Source organism: Mesoplasma grammopterae ATCC 49580, from assembly GCF_000701525.1.
Lineage (GTDB): Bacteria > Bacillota_I > Bacilli_A > Mycoplasmatales > Mycoplasmataceae > Mesoplasma > Mesoplasma grammopterae.
Genome location: NZ_JNJC01000001.1, coordinates 109,761 through 129,556, shown reverse-complemented (window position 1 = coordinate 129,556; position 19,796 = coordinate 109,761). Strand labels below are relative to the sequence as shown.

Annotated in this window: 18 protein-coding genes and 1 riboswitch; all 18 genes read left to right on the top strand. The window is 27.5% G+C overall.

What is annotated here, in order from left to right; genetic code table 4:
• Positions 1–56 precede the first annotated feature (56 nt).
• The 18 genes from T314_RS0100645 (at position 57) to T314_RS0100560 (ending at position 19,778) form a co-directional block, all read left to right on the top strand.
• Complete coding sequence (locus tag T314_RS0100645; protein ID WP_029511738.1) at positions 57–926, top strand: ECF transporter S component; 870 nt, start codon at positions 57–59, stop codon at positions 924–926.
• An 87-nt stretch (positions 927–1,013) separates the two neighbouring features.
• Complete coding sequence (gene rpsP / locus T314_RS0100640; RefSeq protein WP_011183440.1) at positions 1,014–1,283, top strand: 30S ribosomal protein S16; 270 nt, start codon at positions 1,014–1,016, stop codon at positions 1,281–1,283.
• Between the two features lie 57 nt (positions 1,284–1,340).
• Entirely contained in the window at positions 1,341–1,841 is a 501-nt protein-coding gene (locus T314_RS0100635) for a ribosome maturation factor RimM (RefSeq protein ID WP_029511737.1), read from the top strand.
• Positions 1,841–2,572 carry a tRNA (guanosine(37)-N1)-methyltransferase TrmD gene (gene trmD / locus T314_RS0100630; protein WP_029511736.1) on the top strand — a complete coding sequence of 244 codons (732 nt, stop codon included), beginning with the start codon at positions 1,841–1,843 and terminating at the stop codon, positions 2,570–2,572. Before T314_RS0100635 ends, trmD begins: the two co-directional genes overlap by 1 nt.
• 1 nt (position 2,573) lies before the next feature.
• Positions 2,574–2,960, top strand: coding sequence for a 50S ribosomal protein L19 (gene rplS / locus T314_RS0100625; protein WP_011183437.1), 387 nt, complete (start codon positions 2,574–2,576; stop codon positions 2,958–2,960).
• Positions 2,961–3,049: 89 nt separating this feature from the next.
• Positions 3,050–3,997 carry a ribosome biogenesis GTPase YlqF gene (gene ylqF, locus T314_RS0100620; protein ID WP_029511735.1) on the top strand — a complete coding sequence of 316 codons (948 nt, stop codon included), beginning with the start codon at positions 3,050–3,052 and terminating at the stop codon, positions 3,995–3,997.
• A complete protein-coding gene (locus T314_RS0100615) occupies positions 3,991–4,617 on the top strand; it encodes a ribonuclease HII (RefSeq protein ID WP_029511734.1) in 627 nt (208 codons plus the stop codon). The genes ylqF and T314_RS0100615 overlap by 7 nt, the downstream gene beginning before the upstream one ends.
• Before the next feature lie 71 nt (positions 4,618–4,688).
• Positions 4,689–4,994 carry a single-stranded DNA-binding protein gene (locus tag T314_RS0100610; RefSeq protein WP_029511733.1) on the top strand — a complete coding sequence of 102 codons (306 nt, stop codon included), beginning with the start codon at positions 4,689–4,691 and terminating at the stop codon, positions 4,992–4,994.
• 4 nt (positions 4,995–4,998) lie between these two features.
• Complete coding sequence (locus tag T314_RS03865) at positions 4,999–5,778, top strand: DNA-processing protein DprA (RefSeq protein WP_029511732.1); 780 nt, start codon at positions 4,999–5,001, stop codon at positions 5,776–5,778.
• A gap of 86 nt (positions 5,779–5,864) precedes the next feature.
• Positions 5,865–7,847 (top strand): ABC transporter ATP-binding protein, encoded by a 1,983-nt coding sequence (locus tag T314_RS0100600; protein ID WP_029511731.1) that lies wholly within the window; start codon positions 5,865–5,867, stop codon positions 7,845–7,847.
• Entirely contained in the window at positions 7,834–9,741 is a 1,908-nt protein-coding gene (locus T314_RS0100595; protein WP_051612863.1) for an ABC transporter ATP-binding protein, read from the top strand. The genes T314_RS0100600 and T314_RS0100595 overlap by 14 nt, the downstream gene beginning before the upstream one ends.
• The gene (trmFO, locus tag T314_RS0100590; RefSeq protein WP_029511729.1) at positions 9,741–11,081 is read left to right on the top strand and encodes a methylenetetrahydrofolate--tRNA-(uracil(54)-C(5))-methyltransferase (FADH(2)-oxidizing) TrmFO; all 1,341 of its coding nucleotides are present in this window, start codon (positions 9,741–9,743) and stop codon (positions 11,079–11,081) included. The genes T314_RS0100595 and trmFO overlap by 1 nt, the downstream gene beginning before the upstream one ends.
• A 14-nt stretch (positions 11,082–11,095) precedes the next feature.
• Complete coding sequence (locus T314_RS0100585) at positions 11,096–12,679, top strand: hypothetical protein (RefSeq protein WP_029511728.1); 1,584 nt, start codon at positions 11,096–11,098, stop codon at positions 12,677–12,679.
• A gap of 82 nt (positions 12,680–12,761) precedes the next feature.
• Positions 12,762–12,825, top strand: a riboswitch (nucleoside riboswitch).
• A 105-nt stretch (positions 12,826–12,930) separates the two neighbouring features.
• Complete coding sequence (nrdF, locus tag T314_RS0100580; protein ID WP_036237395.1) at positions 12,931–13,953, top strand: class 1b ribonucleoside-diphosphate reductase subunit beta; 1,023 nt, start codon at positions 12,931–12,933, stop codon at positions 13,951–13,953.
• A 3-nt stretch (positions 13,954–13,956) separates the two neighbouring features.
• The gene (nrdI, locus tag T314_RS0100575; protein ID WP_029511726.1) at positions 13,957–14,412 is read left to right on the top strand and encodes a class Ib ribonucleoside-diphosphate reductase assembly flavoprotein NrdI; all 456 of its coding nucleotides are present in this window, start codon (positions 13,957–13,959) and stop codon (positions 14,410–14,412) included.
• Between the two features lie 2 nt (positions 14,413–14,414).
• Positions 14,415–16,580, top strand: coding sequence for a class 1b ribonucleoside-diphosphate reductase subunit alpha (nrdE, locus tag T314_RS0100570; protein ID WP_036237392.1), 2,166 nt, complete (start codon positions 14,415–14,417; stop codon positions 16,578–16,580).
• A 188-nt stretch (positions 16,581–16,768) separates the two neighbouring features.
• Positions 16,769–18,337 (top strand): PTS transporter subunit EIIB, encoded by a 1,569-nt coding sequence (locus T314_RS0100565; protein ID WP_029511724.1) that lies wholly within the window; start codon positions 16,769–16,771, stop codon positions 18,335–18,337.
• 1 nt (position 18,338) lies between these two features.
• Positions 18,339–19,778, top strand: coding sequence for a glycoside hydrolase family 32 protein (locus tag T314_RS0100560; RefSeq protein ID WP_051612862.1), 1,440 nt, complete (start codon positions 18,339–18,341; stop codon positions 19,776–19,778).
• Positions 19,779–19,796: the final 18 nt, after the last annotated feature.

Below are 19,796 nucleotides of genomic sequence, written 5' to 3'. Positions count from 1 at the left end.
AATTACTTGAAATATTTATAATTCTTATTTATAATTTTTATAAATTAGGAGAAAACATGAAAAAAAATAAAAAAGAATATGGAACTTATTTAAAAGATATAAGTTTAAATGAAGAAGAAGAGATAAGCAAAAAAGAACATAGAAAAGAAGATCACTATCATGGAATTCATCACTTTGATGATCAGGGGGGACATGATCATATTGAAAAAAATGAATTTAAACTATCTGTTGAATTTAGAATGTCTAGAAGAAGACTTATTTATAAAATGGTACTTACTTCCGTGTTCTTAGCTTTAACAGCAACAGTTAGTGCTCTAGACATTTTCTTTGAAAAAATTGCGTTACCAGTAGGTTCAGGTCAATTATGAATTGATTTTAGATTTTTAGATATTGCATTTATTTGTATATCAATAGCAACATTGGGTCCAATATTTTCATCAATTATTGGATTATTAAATCCTTTTATTCACTTTGCCATACATGGTGGAGAACATGGTATTTGATCAACTGTCATTGAAGCACCTCAAAATGTATTAATTGTTTGAATGGTATGACTTGTGTTCAATGTACTATTTAATAACTCACCAATACATAGAGAAACTGATAAAACAAAAGCTAGATTCAAAAGGTTCGCGCCAATTCCACTAATGATTATATTTGCGTCAATTATTACAACAGGTATGTTTATATTAGGGATGTATTTAGATGGTTTAACAACTAATAGTCATAATGCACATGAACATTCAATAAGTTTATTCCATGAAGGACATGATCATTCAGATGGTAAGTTAGAAAATGTAGCAGATATTAATTTTGTTATCGGAATTTCAATATTTGCTTGAAATATCTTAAGATATAGCGTAGCCTTCTCAATATTCAGTATTGTTGAATGAAGAATGAGACCAATAAACCACAGATATAAATAAAAAAATAGGGAAGTTAAGTAGTTTTACTTGACACCCTTTTTATTTTTAGTAAAATTAAATAAGGTTTTAAAAATTATAGGAGGAAACATGGTAAAAATTAGATTAAAAAGAATTGGTAAAAAACAAGCGCCTTTCTACAGAATTGTTGCTGCTGATTCAAGAGTTAACCGTAATGGTCAATACATAGAGTTAATTGGAACATTTGATCCATTAAAATCAGAAGTTAAAATTAACAATGAATTAGCTTTAAAATGATTACAAAATGGAGCTCAACCAACTGAAACTGTTAGAGAATTATTATCACAACAAGGTGTAATGAAAGCATTACATGAAGCAAAACTTGCTAACAAAAAATAATTCTAACAGAATTAAAAATTTGTTTTAAAACCACTTTAAATTTAGCAAGGAAGTAAAATGGAAAATAAAAATTTATTATCTATTGGAAAAATTGTCAACACATTTGGTATTAAAGGAGCTGTGAAGATAGCTTTAGAAAAAAACATTGAAGTTAATGATATAAATGGAATTAAACTTTTATTCATTGAAAACACAAACAATGTAATTATTCCAAAACAAGTTGAATCAATAAGTATGCAAAAAAGTCATTTAGTTGTTTACTTTAAAGAACATAATCATATTAATGATGTTGAAATCTTTAAAGGCAAAAAAGTTAAATATTTAAATGACAATGATGCATTTTCAATATTCTATGATTTAACTTACTATTCCATTGTGTATAACAATCAAAATGGTAAAGTTATTGAAACAATGTTTAATGGTAATCATGATTTAGTCAAAGTACTATTAGAAAATGAAGAAAAAGCATTTTGAGTACCTTTGGTTGATGTGTACACTAACAACATTGATGATGAATCTAGAATTATAACTTTAAAAAACATTGAAGGATTAAAATAATGAAATATTCAATTCTAACGTTATTCCCAAATATTATTAAATCTTATATTTCTGAATCAATTATTAAAAAAGCTCTAGAGCGTGAAAAAATTGAATTAGAAATTATTGATATAAGAGATTTTACAAAACTACCTCATAATCAAGTTGATGAATATCAATTCGGTGGGGGAAGAGGAATGGTTTTAATGTGTGATCCAGTTGTTAGTGCAATTGAATCTGTTAAAACAGAAAACTCAATTGTTGTATTAACATCTCCACAAGGGAAAACTTGAAATCAAAACATAGCAAAATCATTTGCGACACAATATAATCACATCATTATTGTATGTGGTCATTATGAAGGTTTTGATGAAAGAATATTAAAATATATTGATGTTGAAATATCTATTGGTGACTATGTGTTAACTGGTGGAGAGCTACCTTCATTAATAATGCTAGATTCTATTACTAGAATTCTACCAGGAGTTATAAACACTGAATCACATGAGCAAGAAAGTTTTGAAAATAATTTATTGGATTATCCAGTGTATACAAAACCCCATGATTATAGGGGAGACAAAGTTCCTGAAGTCCTTTTAAGTGGACATCATGCTAATATTCAAAAGTGAAGAGACGAACAACAATTAATTTCTACTTTTAATAAAAGACCAGATTTAATTGATGAGTCCAAATTAAATAAAATACAAATTCAATTATTAGAAAATCTTAGAAAATCGAAAGGAGATAAATAATATGGCATCAAAAGCAACTAAAACAACACAATCAAAATACGCTATTATTAACAACCAATTGCGTAACGACTTACCAGATTTTACATCAGGGGATACTATTAAAGTTGACGTTAAAATTAAAGAGGGAGAAAAATTTCGTATTCAAACATTTGAAGGATTAGTAATCAAAACTCAAGGTTCAGGTATTACTTATTCTGTCGTTGTTAGAAAATTATCAAACGGTGTATTCGTAGAAAGAACTTTCCCACTACATTCACCAATTATTGATAAAGTTACTATCGTTAAACGTGGACGTGTACGTAGAGCTAGAATTTACTACATCAGAAAATTATCAGGTAAAGCTGCAAGAATTAAAGAAATCTTACCAACAAAAGCTGATAAAAAATAGTTGTCAATTATTAAACAATATAACTCTCATAATAAATGAGGGTTTTTTTATTTGTTATAATATAAAAAGATTTAAAAGGAGAAAACGATATGAGTGCAGAATTTAACTGATTTCCAGGTCATATGAATAAGACTTTAAAAAACATTGAAGAAAAAATACCTGTAGTTGATTTAGTAATCGAGATTTTAGATGCCCGTGCACCATATTCATCTCGTAATTTAACTTTCTCAAAAATTTTAAAGAATAAACCAATCTTATATGTTTTATCAAAAGCTGATATTGCAGATCCTAATATAACTAAAGAATGAGTTGAGTTTTATGAGAAAAAAAATAATACTGTAATGGTTTTGGATGATAAACAAAAAAATATTGTTAAACCATTAATTGACTTAATTAATAAAGCTACAAAAGAAAAACAAGAAAAAGACAAAGCAAAAGGAATGGTAAACTCATTAATTAATGTTTTAGTTATTGGAATTCCAAATGTAGGTAAGTCAACATTCATTAATAGATTAATCAAAAACAAAAGTGTTAAAGCTGGTAATAAACCAGGATTAACAAGAGGTATTCAATTAATTCACTTATCACAATTTATTTCTTTATTAGATACACCGGGAGTTTTACCGGCAAAGTTAGAAAACGAAACTGTAGCTACTAATATTTGTGCAATTAATTCTATTAAAGAAGATGTATATCCTAAAGAAAGAGTTGCAGGTAAACTAATGCAATACTTATTTAATCACTACGAAGGATTAATTGAAAATCATTATAAGATTTCTCCAAGATTACAAAGACCAATTCAAATAACAGATACTTTTATAATTTTTGAAATGATTGCAAAAGTAAGAAAATGATATATGAATGATGATTTACTTGATTATGATAGAGTAATTGATGCTTTTATGAGAGATATTATTGCTAATGAATTTAATAGAGTTTCTTTTGAAAGAATCTTAGAAGTTGTTCCAGAAGAAATGGAAAAAGCATCAAAAATTAAAAATGAAAAAGCAATCGAGGATATTTCAGATTTATGATAGATGAATCAAGAATATTATTTGATAGTCAAATTAGAGAAAAACATAAAACTGATTTTATTAGTGGTAGTGATGAAGCTGGCAGAGGTGCAATGGCAGGGCCTGTTGTTGTAGCAAGTGTAATATTGCCAAAAGAATATAAAAATCCATTAATTAGAGATTCAAAAAAAATAAGCAAAAAGCAAAGAGAATTACTTTGCGAAGAAATAAAGTCTGTAGCTATAAGCTATGCTATTGAAATAATTGAAGCAGATGAAGTAGATATATTAAATCCTAAGCAAGCTAGCAGAATAGGTATGACAAAATCTATTATGAATTTAAAACCTAAGCCTGATTTATGTTTGATTGATGCAGAAAATATTATTATTCAAGAATATGTATGTACCCCATTTATAAAAGGGGATGATTTAAGTCAGTCAATTGCAGCAGCTTCAATTTTAGCAAAAACTACAAGAGACAATATAATGTTGGATTATGCTAAAATTTACCCCGAATATAATTTTGATTCTCATAAAGGTTATTGTGTAAAACAACACGTTGAAAAAACTAAAATGCATGGTGTTTTACCAATACACCGAAAAACCTACAAACCAATTAAAGATATTCTAGAAAATAACTTTTAATGTTATTTTTTTATTTTTTTTCTTAATTATATTATGTCAGGTATCTGACACATATAAAAAAAGGAGTTCATATGAATTTAGTAAATATAATTGGTCAAATTGAAGGAGATGCACAAGTTACTTATACATCAAAAGATGGTAATGCAAAATTATATAAGTTTGTAGTTAGGGTCCCTAACCTTTATAAATCTAAAACAGGCAAAAATGAAGATGATTTAATTAATGTAAAAGCTTGATCATCTGCTATTAATGATGAGTTTGCTTTACACGATCAAGCTATTGTTGGAATTGAAGCTAAAATCCATTCATCAGTTAATAAAGAAAGCTCAAATGTTTTTAATGAAATTATTGCAAATAGAATAATGTATTTAAACTAATACTATGGATAATGTACTATTATATTTTTCTTTAAAATACCATGGGGATTGAGAAAAAATTTATGATGCGTTAGATAGAAAAGAAAAAATAGAAACACAAGATTTAATTAAAGTTCCAAATTCTATACCAAATAACTTTATTTCCATTATAAATCCACTATACCCAAACAACTTAAAACAAATAATGAAGCCCCCTTTCATTCTTTATTATTTAGGTAATATTTCATTACTACAAAATTACTTTCAAACAATTTTTATTAATAGTTCAGATAATATTGATGAGTATAACTTTAAAGTATTAAAACAAGTAGTTGAAGATCTTATTAAAGAAAATAGAACAATACTATTATCTTGTGAAGATTCTCAAGATAATAAAATATTAGACTTTATTATTGAAAAACAGGGTAAGTTAATTGTTATAACTAAAGAACCACTTCAGTCATTTTTAAACAGTGAATCTTGAGCGAAACATAAAAATATAGAATATTCTGATTTTGTAATCATAAGTGAATATGAAGAATCAAATGATTTTAAGCATAAGTCAAATAACAACAAAGAAGAAATGAATATAAGAATAATAAACGGATTATCAAAAGCGATTATATTTTTAGAACATTCAAATTTTAAAAAAATTGAGCCTTTGTTTAAAGCTGTTCTAAATGAAAATAAACCCTATTTCGCAATTCCACAAAATTTAAAAGATACTGAATCTTCTAGCAATAATTTGTTAAAAAATGGCGCTAAATTATTAGAAAGTGCAACAGATATTCTAAATCAAATTTAAAAACACTTTTCGTGTTTTTTATTTTGTATTTTGGTGGTAAAATATTTAAAATGCAAAAGTAATTTTATTTAGAAAAGAGGGTATTTATGATTGACAGAGAAGAACAAGAGATGCTTGATAATGAAAAAATCAATGAATCTTCAACACCTCAAGTAAGAGTTTCAAGATGATTAAAAAAATCAGATTTAAACACTGAACTTGAAGCAACAAAATCAAAGAAAAAATCAAAATCTTATATAGCTTTAATTTTAAGGTATATGGGTAAAAACAAAATGTGAACTTTCTTAATGCTAGTTTCTGTTTTAATTCTTTCAGTTGCTACAGCTATGACTCCAAAAATTATTGAACAAATGAGTGCAGCAGTAGTAGTTGAAAGATATAAAGAGGTAGCTGATGAAGGATCAGAATTGTGAGAAAGATATAGTCAAGCTTTAGCTAAATGGTGAGGAATTAACTTTACAGGTTTACTTTGAATTGAAATGGGTATTGTTATTGCAATGGCTATTGCAACATTTGTTTCTCAATGAACAGCTGGTATGTTAGGGAAAAAAATTGAAGTTGACTTAAGAAATGACTTAAACAAAAAATTAGTTTCAATGGATATGTCATACTACTCTGATAAAAAAATTGGGGAAATTTTAACAAAAGTTGTTTCTGATACACAAATCATTGGAGAACAAACTGGGATTATTCCAATCACTTTTTTAAATGGTGTATTGACAACAATAGCAGCAATAATAGTTATGTCTACAATTAGTGGTTCATTAACTATAGTTTTAATGTGTGTATTCTTAACTTTATTTTTAATATTCTTTGTTCTATTTATACCAATGAAACCAATTGCTTACAAAACAAGAAAAATTGTTACTGAAGTAAATGGAGATGTTACAGATAGAATTAACAACGTTAAATTAATTAAAGCTTCTGGAACAGAAGAATATGAAGAAAATAGATTTATTGAAAAACATATCCCTTACTTTAAACAATCATCACTGATGAACTACTATCAAGCTATAGTTTTATCATTGATATTCTTAATTATTAATGCTATTGAAACTGTAATGATCATTGCTACAGTACTTATTTATGATTCAAACCAAATAGTTGCCGTTCTACCAGGTATGATTTCAGCATCATCACTTATGATTGGTCCATTAATGTCATTTTTAAGAGTTCTTGTTGGATTAACTCAATCAAACGTTGCATCAAAGAGAATAGGTGAAATACTGGAACAAGAACCAAGATTTGATAATCATTTTGAAGATAAAAATGGTGTTATAGTAGAAAAAATAAAAGGAAATATTTATTTTAAAGATGTTGCATTTGCATATCCTGAAAAACCTACTGAATTAGTTTTACCTAAATTTGACTTTACTTTTGAACAAGGTAAATCATATGCGTTTGTTGGAACAACTGGAGCAGGTAAATCAACAATTTCAAAACTTTTATTGAGATTCTATGATCCAACTATTGGACAAGTTTTAATTAATGAAGATATTGACTTAAAAGATGTAGTTCTTTCATCTTATTTAGATAAAGTAGGATATGTTGAACAAGAACCTGCAATTTTCTTAGGTAATATTTATGACAATGTTAGATATGGTAGATTTGAAGCTACAAATAAACAAGTAATTGCAGCATGTAAAAAAGCTGAGCTACACGATCTAATTATGACTTGACCTGATGGTTATGACACAATACTTGGTGAAAGAGGATTTATGTTATCTGGTGGTCAAAAACAACGTTTAGTAATTGCTAGAATGTTCTTAAAAGACCCACAACTACTAATATTGGATGAAGCAACAAGTGCTTTAGATAATATTGTAGAAAAAGAGATTCAAGCTAAATTAAATGAATTAATGAAAGGCAGAACAAGTGTTACTATCGCTCACCGTCTTTCAACGATTAAAAACGTAGACGAAATATTAGTTCTTGCACCTAAACAAGGAATTGTTCAAAGAGGTACTTTCAATGAACTTAAAAAAATTCCAGGTCATTTCAAAGATTTATATGATGCTGGGAACTCAAAAAATGATGGAAAGGAAGTAAGAAATAATGAGCAACAATAATTTGCAAAATGGTAAACAATTAAATAAACATGGATTTGATGTTAATTTTGAATTTTCATGAAAAAAAATGGGTGTATTTATGCGCCAAATTTTTGAATCAGCAAAAGAAAACAAATTTATTTTTTGAGCAATGTGTTTATTTACAATGTTTGATGCTATAGTTGCAACTTTCCTTCCGGTTTTTGCAACAATGATGATTTCTGCTATTACAAAACCTGGAGCAGAGACATTAAACTTCTTAGCATGAGAAGTTGGTTTAACAGAATGAACTGTCTGATTATATATAACTTTAGCTGCTTTAGTTTTATTACTACTTTGTGAGTATGTTGTTAACTGAAGTATCGCTCAGTTTTCACTTCATGTAGAGATTAATCAAAGACAAAAAATGTTAATTAGATTAGCTCAACAAGATGTAGATTTCTTCTTTGATCACGTTTCAGGAAACATTTTAACAAGACTTGTAGGGGATACTCAATCTTTAGCATTTGGTATTCAACAATTCTTTACTAACATTATTTATTTCCTTACTGGTATAACTATGTCAGTTGTGATTATGCTTTTATCAGGTCTTTGATATGTAGCTGTAATATTAGCTGTTTACATGTTCCTTTCAATTGTAATTGCTATTGTTATTTTTATTCAAAGTAGAAGAAAATTAATTACAGCATTTGACCAAAAACGTGATGTTGATCAAGATATGACAGATAGAATATCAAATATATCATTAATAAAATCTTCAGGATTAGAAGAATACGAAATTGAAAGAATAGAAGAATTAAATGAAAAATATAACAGAGCTGGAGATGCAGCAATTACTTGATCAGCCATTTTAACACAATGAATTCAAGTAACAGCATCATTGATGATGCCAATGTTTATTATTATATTTTGTATTATGTTCGCAAAAGAAAGCGATATTGGTGCGGGTATAGAACTTTTAAGTGTAAAAATGCCTTTAGCACAAGTTTTAGTTTCATTTGTTATTGGTGCTATTGCAATGTTAATCCCAACATTAAGATCAGCTACAAGAGCTCAAAATGCAGCTCAAAGAATTTCAGAATTAACAGACCCAATCCCAACAATTAAACCAAACCCGGAAGGGCCTGTAATTGAAAAAATAAATTCAATTGCATTTGAAAACGTTCAATTTGCTTATCCTAAAAAACCTGAAAAAACAATTTTGCCTAAAATGAATATTGTTTTTGAAAAAGGTAAATCATATGCATTTGTTGGTGAAACAGGAAGTGGTAAATCAACTGTAGCAAAATTATTATTAAGATTTTACATGCCTACAGAAGGAAAAATAATGGTTGAGGGTAAATATAAAAATGATGAAAGTGTTTCTAAACAATCACATGATTTAAACGAAATAAATTTACCAGCATTTTTAAATAAGGTAGGTTATGTTGAACAAGAACCTCAAATTTTATTTGGAGATTTTTTTGAAAATATAAGATACGCTAAATTTGATGCCACTGATGAAGAAATCATGAGAGCATGTAGAAAAGCTAATTTACATGACTTTATTATTTCATTAAAAGATGGATATAATACAATTTTGGGGCAAAGAGGTTTTTTACTTTCTGGTGGTCAAAAACAACGTTTAGTTATAGCTAGAGTTTTCTTGAAAAACCCGGATTTCTTAATATTGGATGAAGCAACAAGTGCATTAGATAATATTGTTGAAAAAGAAATTCAAGCTGAGTTAGATAAATTGATGAAAGGTAGAACAAGTGTTACTATCGCTCACCGTCTTTCAACAATTAAAAACGTTGATCAAATTATAGTACTTGGTGCAAACGGAAAAGGTATTGTGCAACAAGGTAGTTATGAAGAATTAATTTCAACACCTGGAAGATTTAAAAAATTATATGAAGCAGGATTGATGAATTAATGAAAAATAAAACAGTAAATATTATTGGAGCTGGTTTAGCAGGAACAGAAGCTGCATACCAACTAGCTAAAAGAAATATAAAAGTTAAACTTTTCGAAGTTAAAAGAATAACTAAAAATCCCGTCCAAGTCTTGGACGGGTTTGCTGAATTAGTTTGCTCTAATTCTCTAAGAAGTAATGAATTAACTAATGCAGTTGGTACTTTAAAAGAAGAAATGAGACTTTTAGATTCATTAATTATAAGAGCTGCTGAATACGCACAAGTTCCAGCTGGAGGAAGTTTAGCGGTTGATAGAGTTTTATTTTCTGAATATATAACAAAAGAAATAAGTTCTAATGAAAACATTGAAGTCATAGATCTTGAAGTTGAAAATATAAACCCAAATGAATTAACACTTATTGCGTCAGGGCCTTTAACAACAGATAAACTACAAGAGCAAATTACAAAGCTTATAGGAAATGACGATTTTTACTTTTATGATGCAGTTGCTCCGATTATAGAAAAAGAATCTATAAATATGGAAATTGCATATCAAAAAAATAGATATGACAAAGGTGAAACAAGCGATTATATAAATTGTCCAATGTCAAAAGAAGAATATTTAAATTTTTATACAGAACTAATTAATGCAGAGATTTCTATAGGGCATCTACCTGGTGAAGCAGAATTGAAATACTTTGAAGGATGTATGCCAGTAGAAGCTATGGCCAAAAGAGGTGTTGATACTTTATTATTTGGTCCGATGAAACCAAAAGGTTTAAATAAACCTGATGGAACAAGAAATCATGCTGTTGTTCAACTACGCCAAGACGATGCAAATGATAGACTTTATAATATTGTTGGTTTTCAAACAAATTTAAAATGACCTGAACAAAAAAGAATTTTTTCAATGATACCGGGTTTAGAAAATGCTAAGTTTGTTAGATACGGTGTAATGCATAAAAATAATTTTATAAATTCACCCAAAGTTCTTAACAAATATTTACAATTAAAAACTAATGAAAACATATTTTTTGCTGGTCAAATAACAGGTGTAGAAGGATATGTTGAATCTTGTGTTTCTGGTTTAATCACAGCTATAAATATTGCTAATTTCATAAATGGAAAAGAAATGCAAGTACCATCATCAAAATCAGTTACAGGTGCTTTACTTAACTATATAAATAAAGCTTCTATAACAAACTTTCAACCAATGAAAGCAAATTGAGGAATAGTTGATGAAATAGAATTTAAAAGACCTAATAGAAAAGTTACTAAACAAGAAATTAAAAAACTGAAAAATGAAAATATTTCAAAATTAGCAATTGATTCTATTAAGGATTTTATTAAAAAAATTTAGAAGGAACAAATATTATGATAAATCGTTTAGACACTGTTTTTTGAGCATATTTTGATGAATATATTAAAAAAGACTCTTCATGTATTTTTAAAAAAATTAATAATGATTTAAAAGAAAAAATAAATGAAATATATGATGTTACTTATTATTCTTTATTTCAATTTCAATTGTGAAAAAACGAATCATTAATAAATATTGAACCTGAAAAATTTAGCGAAATTTCAAATTATATTATTTCAAATTATAATGAATTATTTATTTTTACATTTCAAGACAAAAAAATAGAATCAAAATTTAAAGAAATTGATGAAACTAAAAAATTTTTTATTAAACAAGTTATAGAAGAATTAGTTTTAAATCATATTTTAAAAACATCTTTTAATAGTTCTGACGATATCAATCAAAATTATTATTGAAACTTTGCCAGTTTATGTGCTTTAACAAGTAAATTTGAATATGATATAAACTTTAAGAATGAAAAAGAAAGTAAATATTATTATTCTATAGTTTATCCTTTTTTAGTAACTATGCTTATCATAGATGTGTTAAAACCATCAGATATGGTTGATAAAATAAAAAAAGTATTTACTAGAAAAAATATTTCTGAAGCATACAAAAGAGGAAGAGAACTTACTTCTGAAGAAAAAGAATGATTAGAACCAACTATTCAATTTTTAAAAAATGAAGATGAATTTAATGCATTTATTTTAAATTTTAAAAAAGATAATTGAGAAAAAATAGATGTAAAACAGAAATTTAAAATAATTCATGAACTTTCTAAAATAACAACAATATTTTTAAGAGACAATTTAAAAAACATTTCTGTTATTTCTGAAGGTGATGATGTATACGAAGCAATATATACCTATTTACCCCTATTTTTAAGTTCAAATAAAGAACAAGGCAAAATCAACATAAAAACATTTGAAGGACCTCTAAAAAACGTACATAGCATATCACCAATTAATCAAAAAGACTTTAACCCTATTTGAACATTAAAACATTCAAAGAAATTTAAAGAATTCAAAAAAATTAAATTTAGATCTGAAAAATTGTTTGATTTCATAGCTAGAGTTAGATATTCAACATATTACATGGAAATTATAAATAAGACAAAAAGAAATAATGGTGTGCTTGGAGACTGTTTAATATCATTCAAAAAAGTGGGAATAGTACAATCTATGCATTTTTACAATCAAAATGAAGAAAAATTTGACTTTAATTATAAAAATGTCAGGTTTAAATCAATAAATTTAGATGCAAAAAATTTCTCTAAAATGCTTAATAAAGTTGATAGATTTGAGGAAATAGCAGATTATAATTCTCAAATGTCTATTATGTTAAAAATTATTTCTTTAGCAATTACAATTGATCCAAAAGCACCAAAAGCTTTTGATTATTCATGAGAAAATCTAATTAAATACTACATTATTGCTTTTGGACCTTATAAAAAAAGCATGATGTCATTTACTAACAAAGACCTTGAATTGATTGAATTCAAGATAAACAAATTATTAACTCAATATAAAAAATTACAACAAAAAGATAAAGTTGTAGATTCAATTGGTGTTTTATACAAACTCCACCATTTTAAATAGAAAAAAAATAAAATCAATAGTAAATATTAAGATTTTTAAAAAATAAAAAATTATTATTAATTTACAACTGAATATAAAAGAAACTTATACAGGGTAGCATAATGGGCTACTGACCCCGCCTTCAAACCGATTTGGAGACTATAAGTGAAAAACCACTCTTTAATTATTAAAGTTTCTTTTTATGTCCAAAAGACAAGAAGAAACTTTTTTATTTAGTTGAATTTATAATAAGAGAAAAAGAAAGGATATATATGGCAAAAATAAAAAACCAATATTACAATGAGTCTGTTTCGCCAATTGAATATGCGCAACAAGGATTTAAAGGAAAAATGCGTTCAGTAAACTGAAACGTAGTAAATGATGAAAAAGATTTAGAGGTATGAAATAGAATTACACAAAACTTCTGGTTGCCTGAAAAAATTCCAGTTTCAAATGATTTAACTTCATGAAGAACTTTGACACCAGAATGACAAGAATTAATTACAAGAACTTTTACAGGATTAACATTGTTAGATACTATTCAAGCTACTGTTGGTGACGTGGCTCAAGTTCCTAACTCATTAACTGACCATGAACAAGTAATTTACACAAACTTTGCATTTATGGTTGCAGTTCACGCTAGATCATATGGTTCAATCTTTTCAACTTTATGTTCAAGTGAACAAATTGAAGAAGCTCATGAATGAGTTATCAATACAGAAACATTACAAGAAAGAGCTAAAGCATTAATTCCTTATTATGTGAATGATGACCCTTTAAAGTCAAAAGTTGCAGCTGCTTTAATGCCAGGTTTCTTATTATATGGAGGTTTCTATTTACCATTTTATCTATCAGCTAGAGGTAAATTACCAAACACTTCAGATATTATTAGATTAATATTAAGAGATAAAGTTATACATAACTACTATAGTGGTTATAAATATCAAAAGAAAGTTGCTAAACTTTCTCCAGAAAAACAAGCTGAAATGAAAGATTTCGTTTTTAAATTATTATATGAATTAATAGATTTAGAAAAAGCTTATTTGAAAGAATTGTATGAGGATTTTGGATTAGCTGATGATGCTATTAGATTTAGTGTTTACAACGCAGGTAAGTTTTTACAAAATTTAGGTTATGATTCTCCGTTTACAGAAGAAGAAACAAGAATTGAGCCAGAAATATTCACACAATTATCAGCTAGAGCTGATGAAAACCATGATTTCTTTTCAGGGAATGGCTCATCATATATTATGGGAGTTTCAGAAGAAACTGAAGATGACGATTGGGAGTTTTAATATATGCACGATGATATTAAATTAGTTTCAGGTGAAGAAATTGTTAAGCCTACAGGAGAAGTGCATGTAGTTTACTTCTCATCAATTTCAAATAACACACATAGATTTATTCAAAAACTAAGTGTTAAGAATTCAAGAATACCTTACGAATTAGAAGAAGAAATTAATGTTGATTCTGATTACGTATTAATCACACCAACATATAGTGGTGGTGGTGAATTTACTTCGGGAGCAGTTCCAAAACAAGTAATTAAATTTTTAAACAAGGAAAATAATAGAAATTATTGTAGAGGTGTGATTGCATCAGGTAATACCAACTTTGGTAATACTTTTGCGATGGCAGGACCAATTCTTTCAAAAAAACTTAATGTTCCATTGTTATATCAATTTGAATTATTAGGAACTCAAAACGATGTAGAAAAAATCAATGAAATATTGAAAGAATTTTGAGGGGAATAAAAATGGAAGATAAAAAAATAAATACATTATCTGGAACAGACGAAAGCGATGAATACGTTACGTTAAATGCCAGAGCTAAAATATTAGCTGCTGGATCAGATAACTTTAAATTAGATGTTGATGCTGCAAAAGCTTATTTAAAACATCATGTTGAACCTAGATTAGTAAAATTTGGTTCAGTTAAAGAAAGAATAGAATACCTAGTTTCTAATGGATACTACGAAGAAGAACTTATTAATAAATATACAATAGAACAAATTGAAGAAATTACTGATATTGCTTATGGATTTCACCGTGAATTCCCAAGTTTTATGGGAGCTATGAAATTTTATAATTCATACGGTTTAAAAACTTTTGATGGACAACAATATTTAGAAAATTTTGAAGATAGAGCAGTAATGAATGCTTTATTCTTAGGAAATGGTAATTTTGAATCTGCAACAAAAACATTAAGACAATTAATGTTAGGTAGATTTCAACCAGCTACGCCTACTTTCTTAAATGCAGGTAAAAAACAACGTGGTGAGTATGTTTCTTGTTACTTATTAAGAGTAGAAGACAACATGGAATCAATTTGTCGTGCTGTTACAACATCATTACAATTATCAAAACGTGGTGGTGGAGTTGCTTTATGTTTAACTAACCTACGTGAATTGGGTGCACCAATCAAACATATTGCTAACCAAGCAACTGGTGTTATTCCAGTTATGAAAATATTAGAAGATTCATTCTCATATGCAAATCAATTAGGTCAAAGACAAGGTGCTGGAGCTGTTTATTTAAATGCTCACCACCCAGATGTTATGTCATTCTTAGATACTAAAAGAGAAAATGCTGATGAAAAAATCCGTATTAAATCATTATCATTAGGATTAGTTATTCCAGATATTACTTTTGAATTAGCTCAAAAAAATGAAGAAATGGCTTTATTTAGTCCTTATGATGTTGAAAGAGAATATGGAAAAGCAATGTCAGATATTTCAATTACTCAAGAGTATGAAAATCTAGTTAAAAACCCTAATATTAAAAAAACTTATATTAATGCGAGAAAATTCTTTTTAACTGTTGCTGAATTACACTTTGAAAGTGGTTACCCATACATCTTATTTGATGATACAGTAAACAACAATAATGCTCATGCAGCAACTGGAAGAATTGTTATGAGTAACTTATGTAGTGAAATTGCACAAGTTTCAACACCAAGTACATTTAAGGATGATTTAAGTTTCAAAAGCATGGGAGACGATATCTGTTGTAATTTAGGAAGTCTTAACATTGCTAAAGTAATGGAAAGTGGAGCTGAATTTGCAGAAGTTATTGAACACTCAATTAATGCTTTAGATCTAGTTTCAAGAACAAGTGACTTAAGTAGTGCTCCTTCAATTCAACAAGGAAACAAAAAAAATCATGCTGTAGGATTAGGTGCTATGAACTTACATGGTTTCTTAGCTACAAACTTCATTTGATATAACTCAATTGAAGCAGTTGATTTTACAAACATGTTCTTCTATGCAATGGCATATAACGCATTTAAAGCATCTCACAAATTAGCTTTACAATATGGTACATTTGATGGATTTGAAACATCACAATTTGCTGATGGAAGTTGATTTAACAAATATACTAAATGTGCAGAAGATAAATGAACTCCTGAAACTCAAAGAGTTAGAGAATTATTTACTCAATATAATGTAACTATTCCAACTCAAAAAGATTGAATTGAATTAGTTGAACTAATTAAAAAAAATGGAATTGCTAACTCACATTTAATGGCTGTTGCTCCTACAGGATCAATTAGTTACTTATCTTCATGTACTCCAAGTTTACAACCAGTTGTAGCACCAATTGAAGTACGTAAAGAAGGAAAATTAGGAAGAATTTATGTTCCAGCATACAATATTAATTTTGATAACATGGCTTACTATGCTTTAGGAGCATATGAAGTTGGGCCAATGCCAATTATTGATATTGTTGCAGCAGCTCAACAACACGTTGATCAAGCTATATCATTAACATTATTTATGACAGATCAAGTTACAACTCGTGACTTAAACAAAGCATACATTCATGCATTTAAGAAAAAATGTGCATCAATCTACTACGTACGTGTAAGACAAGAAGTATTAGAAGATAGTGAAAACTATGAATGTGATGCATGTGTAATTTAATAAAAAACTAAGTGGTTATTAGCCACTTTTTTGTTTGCATTTTATCCAACTTATGATTATAGGTTTTTATTTTTAACAACTTATTGTAGGTTAAATTAGACTTATAATAAGTTTAGAATAATTTCTAAAAAGGTAAAAATAAATAGAAATTATTATTATTATTATTATTATTATTTGAAAGGTGAAAAATGAAGCATACAAAAATTAACAGCTACTTTTATGACGAATGTAAAAAAGTAAGAGAAGCTGTCGGTGGAATAAAAAACATCGAATTAATTAATAGATGTTCAACAAGAATCAGAATCAAAGTTATTGATATAACAAAATTAAATTTGAATAAACTTGAAGGTTCTAAAGTTTTTGTTAAAACATTATTAAAAGATGACTTTGTTCAATTAATTGCTAACGAAAATATTGAACAAGTTTTTTTAAATTTATTAAGAGCATTGAAAATTTCTTATGATGAAGTGCCAAATGATTTTGAAATAAGAGTAAATAAGTCAGAAAGTTTTTTTAAAGCTTTTACTGATGGGATTGCAATAATTGTTAAGCCTTTAATCCCTTTATTGATAACAATGGCCATAGTAGCTACATTATCAAATGTATTTAATGGAATAAATTTTGGTTTTAATACACAAGGAAATGAAGAACTAAAAATAGCAGCCGGGACATTGGCAAGTACGGGGCAAGTTGCTGCAGTTATAGGTTTAATGTTTAGAACTTTATCAGATAGTTTAGTTTTAGCTTTTTCTATTATGATTCCTTGATCAATTTTTAAATTAATGAAAGGAAGTCAAGCAATAGGTATATCTATAGGAGTAGTTTTGTGTTTTCATGGTTTACTAACAACTAACTCAATAATGGATGGCAGCCATGGTGGTTTATTTAATTGAGATGAAGCTGTTTCATTTATTAAAACAGGCTATCCATGAAAAATTTCATTTGAAGGGCAAATATTACCAATTGTAGGTGTTAGTTTTTTAGCAGTTTATATTGAAAGATTTGCAAATAAGTTTGATATACCTGTATTTAAGGAAATGGTTGCAATTCCGATGATCACAATTTCTACATTTTTCATAGCTCTTTTATTAATAGCTCCTATTGGATTATTATTAACATATGGAATGAATGTAGGTATTGTTTGAGCAACAACAAATCATATAGCTAAATATATATTTAACCCAATTTTAGGATTAGCCTTGCCTTGATTAGTAATAACAGGGTTAATTCAAGTTCTTGTTGTTATTAACTTGCAACAATTTACAAATTTTGGTGGAACAACAATGATGCCATTATTTACTCAATTAAATATAGCTGTTGCTACATCAATACTAGCGGTATCATTAATTAATAGACAAAACAAAGAATTAAAAAGAACAGCAGTTCCGTCATATTCATTAGCATATGTAAGTGGTTCAACAGAACCTGCATTATTTGGTGTTGGACTTAAATTCATATACCCAGTAATAGCTGCTAGCATAGGTGCCACAGTGGGCATTATTATAACAACCTTTGCAGGAATTATATGTACAAATGGAAATGCATCATTATTGATTTTCCTATCAATAACAACGGATAAAGAAATATTAAATAATTTCAATGTAAGCAATATAGCAGGTGGGCCTTACTTATGAATGGCAATAGCTATTGTGGCAACATTTGTAACAACTTTCTTTGCAACTATAGGATTGTCAAAATTAAAAGTATTTAAAGAAATGAGTAATAAAGTTTTAGAAAGAGATTTTTCGGTGAATTAACATGAAATTAAAAAAAGAAACAATATTAAATTTAATAACAGAACATAATCAAGATGATATTAAAAAAGCAAATGAATTAGTAGCAAGTGATAAATATTATAGACCAACATATCATATAGCACCTCCAAATGGATTATTGAATGACCCAAATGGATTAGTTTATGTAAATGGAGAACATTATATTCATTATCAATGATCACCACTTCAACCATATCATGGAATGAAACATTGACGATTAGTTAAAACTAAAGATTTTGTTAATTATGATGATTTAGGTGTGTCAGTAATACCAACAGAAGAATGCGAAAGAACAGGTGCATTTTCTGGCTCAGCATTTAAAGAAAAAGGCGGAGTAAAAATTTACTACACAGGTAATATTGAAGAAAATGGCGAAATGATTGAAGAAGTGCAAATCAAAGCAGACTTCATCGATGAAAAAATTGTAAATAAAAGAGTTGTTGTAGAGCACGATAAAAATCTTTTCACACCTCACGTAAGAGATCCAAAAATATTTGAATATGAAAATAACAAATATATGATTTTTGGTGCTCAGTGTAAAGCTGATATGCTTGGTGGGTTAGTTTTCTACAAAACTGATGATATGGAAAAATATACTTTTGATAGAATACTAAAACCATCGTTAGACGAAACTTATGGATACATGTGAGAATGCCCTAATTTAGATTATCTAGAAGGAAAAATGCTATTTATGCAATCATCAGAAGGATGATTTAATGAAGAAAATCCTTATGAACTAAATAATTCAAGAAATGTTGTTTATACTCAAATAGATAAATTAGATTTTGAAAACAATAAATTGAATGAAAAATCAATTCTAAAAACAATGGATTTCGGACATGATTTTTATGCACCTCAAACTTATTGAGTAGATAAAAAACTTTTAATGATAGGTTGATTAGGTGCAGTTGATGTTCAATATCCAACAGATGAATATTCATGACACTCAATGTTAACAATACCAAGAGAATTAAACTGATCAAAAGAAATTTTGGTTCAAAAACCTTATTCAGAATTCAAAAAAAGTGTTTTAACTAAAACAACTAAAAAAGCATTTAAAGAATTAAGTGTAAATAAAGCAATACATTTAGAGTTTGATTTAAACGATAATTTAGACATTAAAATTCTTAATGAAAAAAGTGAATCTATAGAAATAAAATTTACTGATAAAGAAATAATTTTAGATAGAACAAATCAAACTTCAAAAGTTGATTGAAATTTCGAAACACCAAGAAAAGCATTAAGAAAATTCAAAAATCAAAAAGTTGAAATATTTATTGATTCATCATCAATTGAAATATTTGCGGACAATTATGAAACAATTTTTACTTCAAGATTTTTTGTAAAAAACTTTAATAAAATTCAATTAAATAATGAACATGAAATGTTATTATCTGATATTAAAGAAATGAAATTAAAATAATAAATAATTAAGCAACTT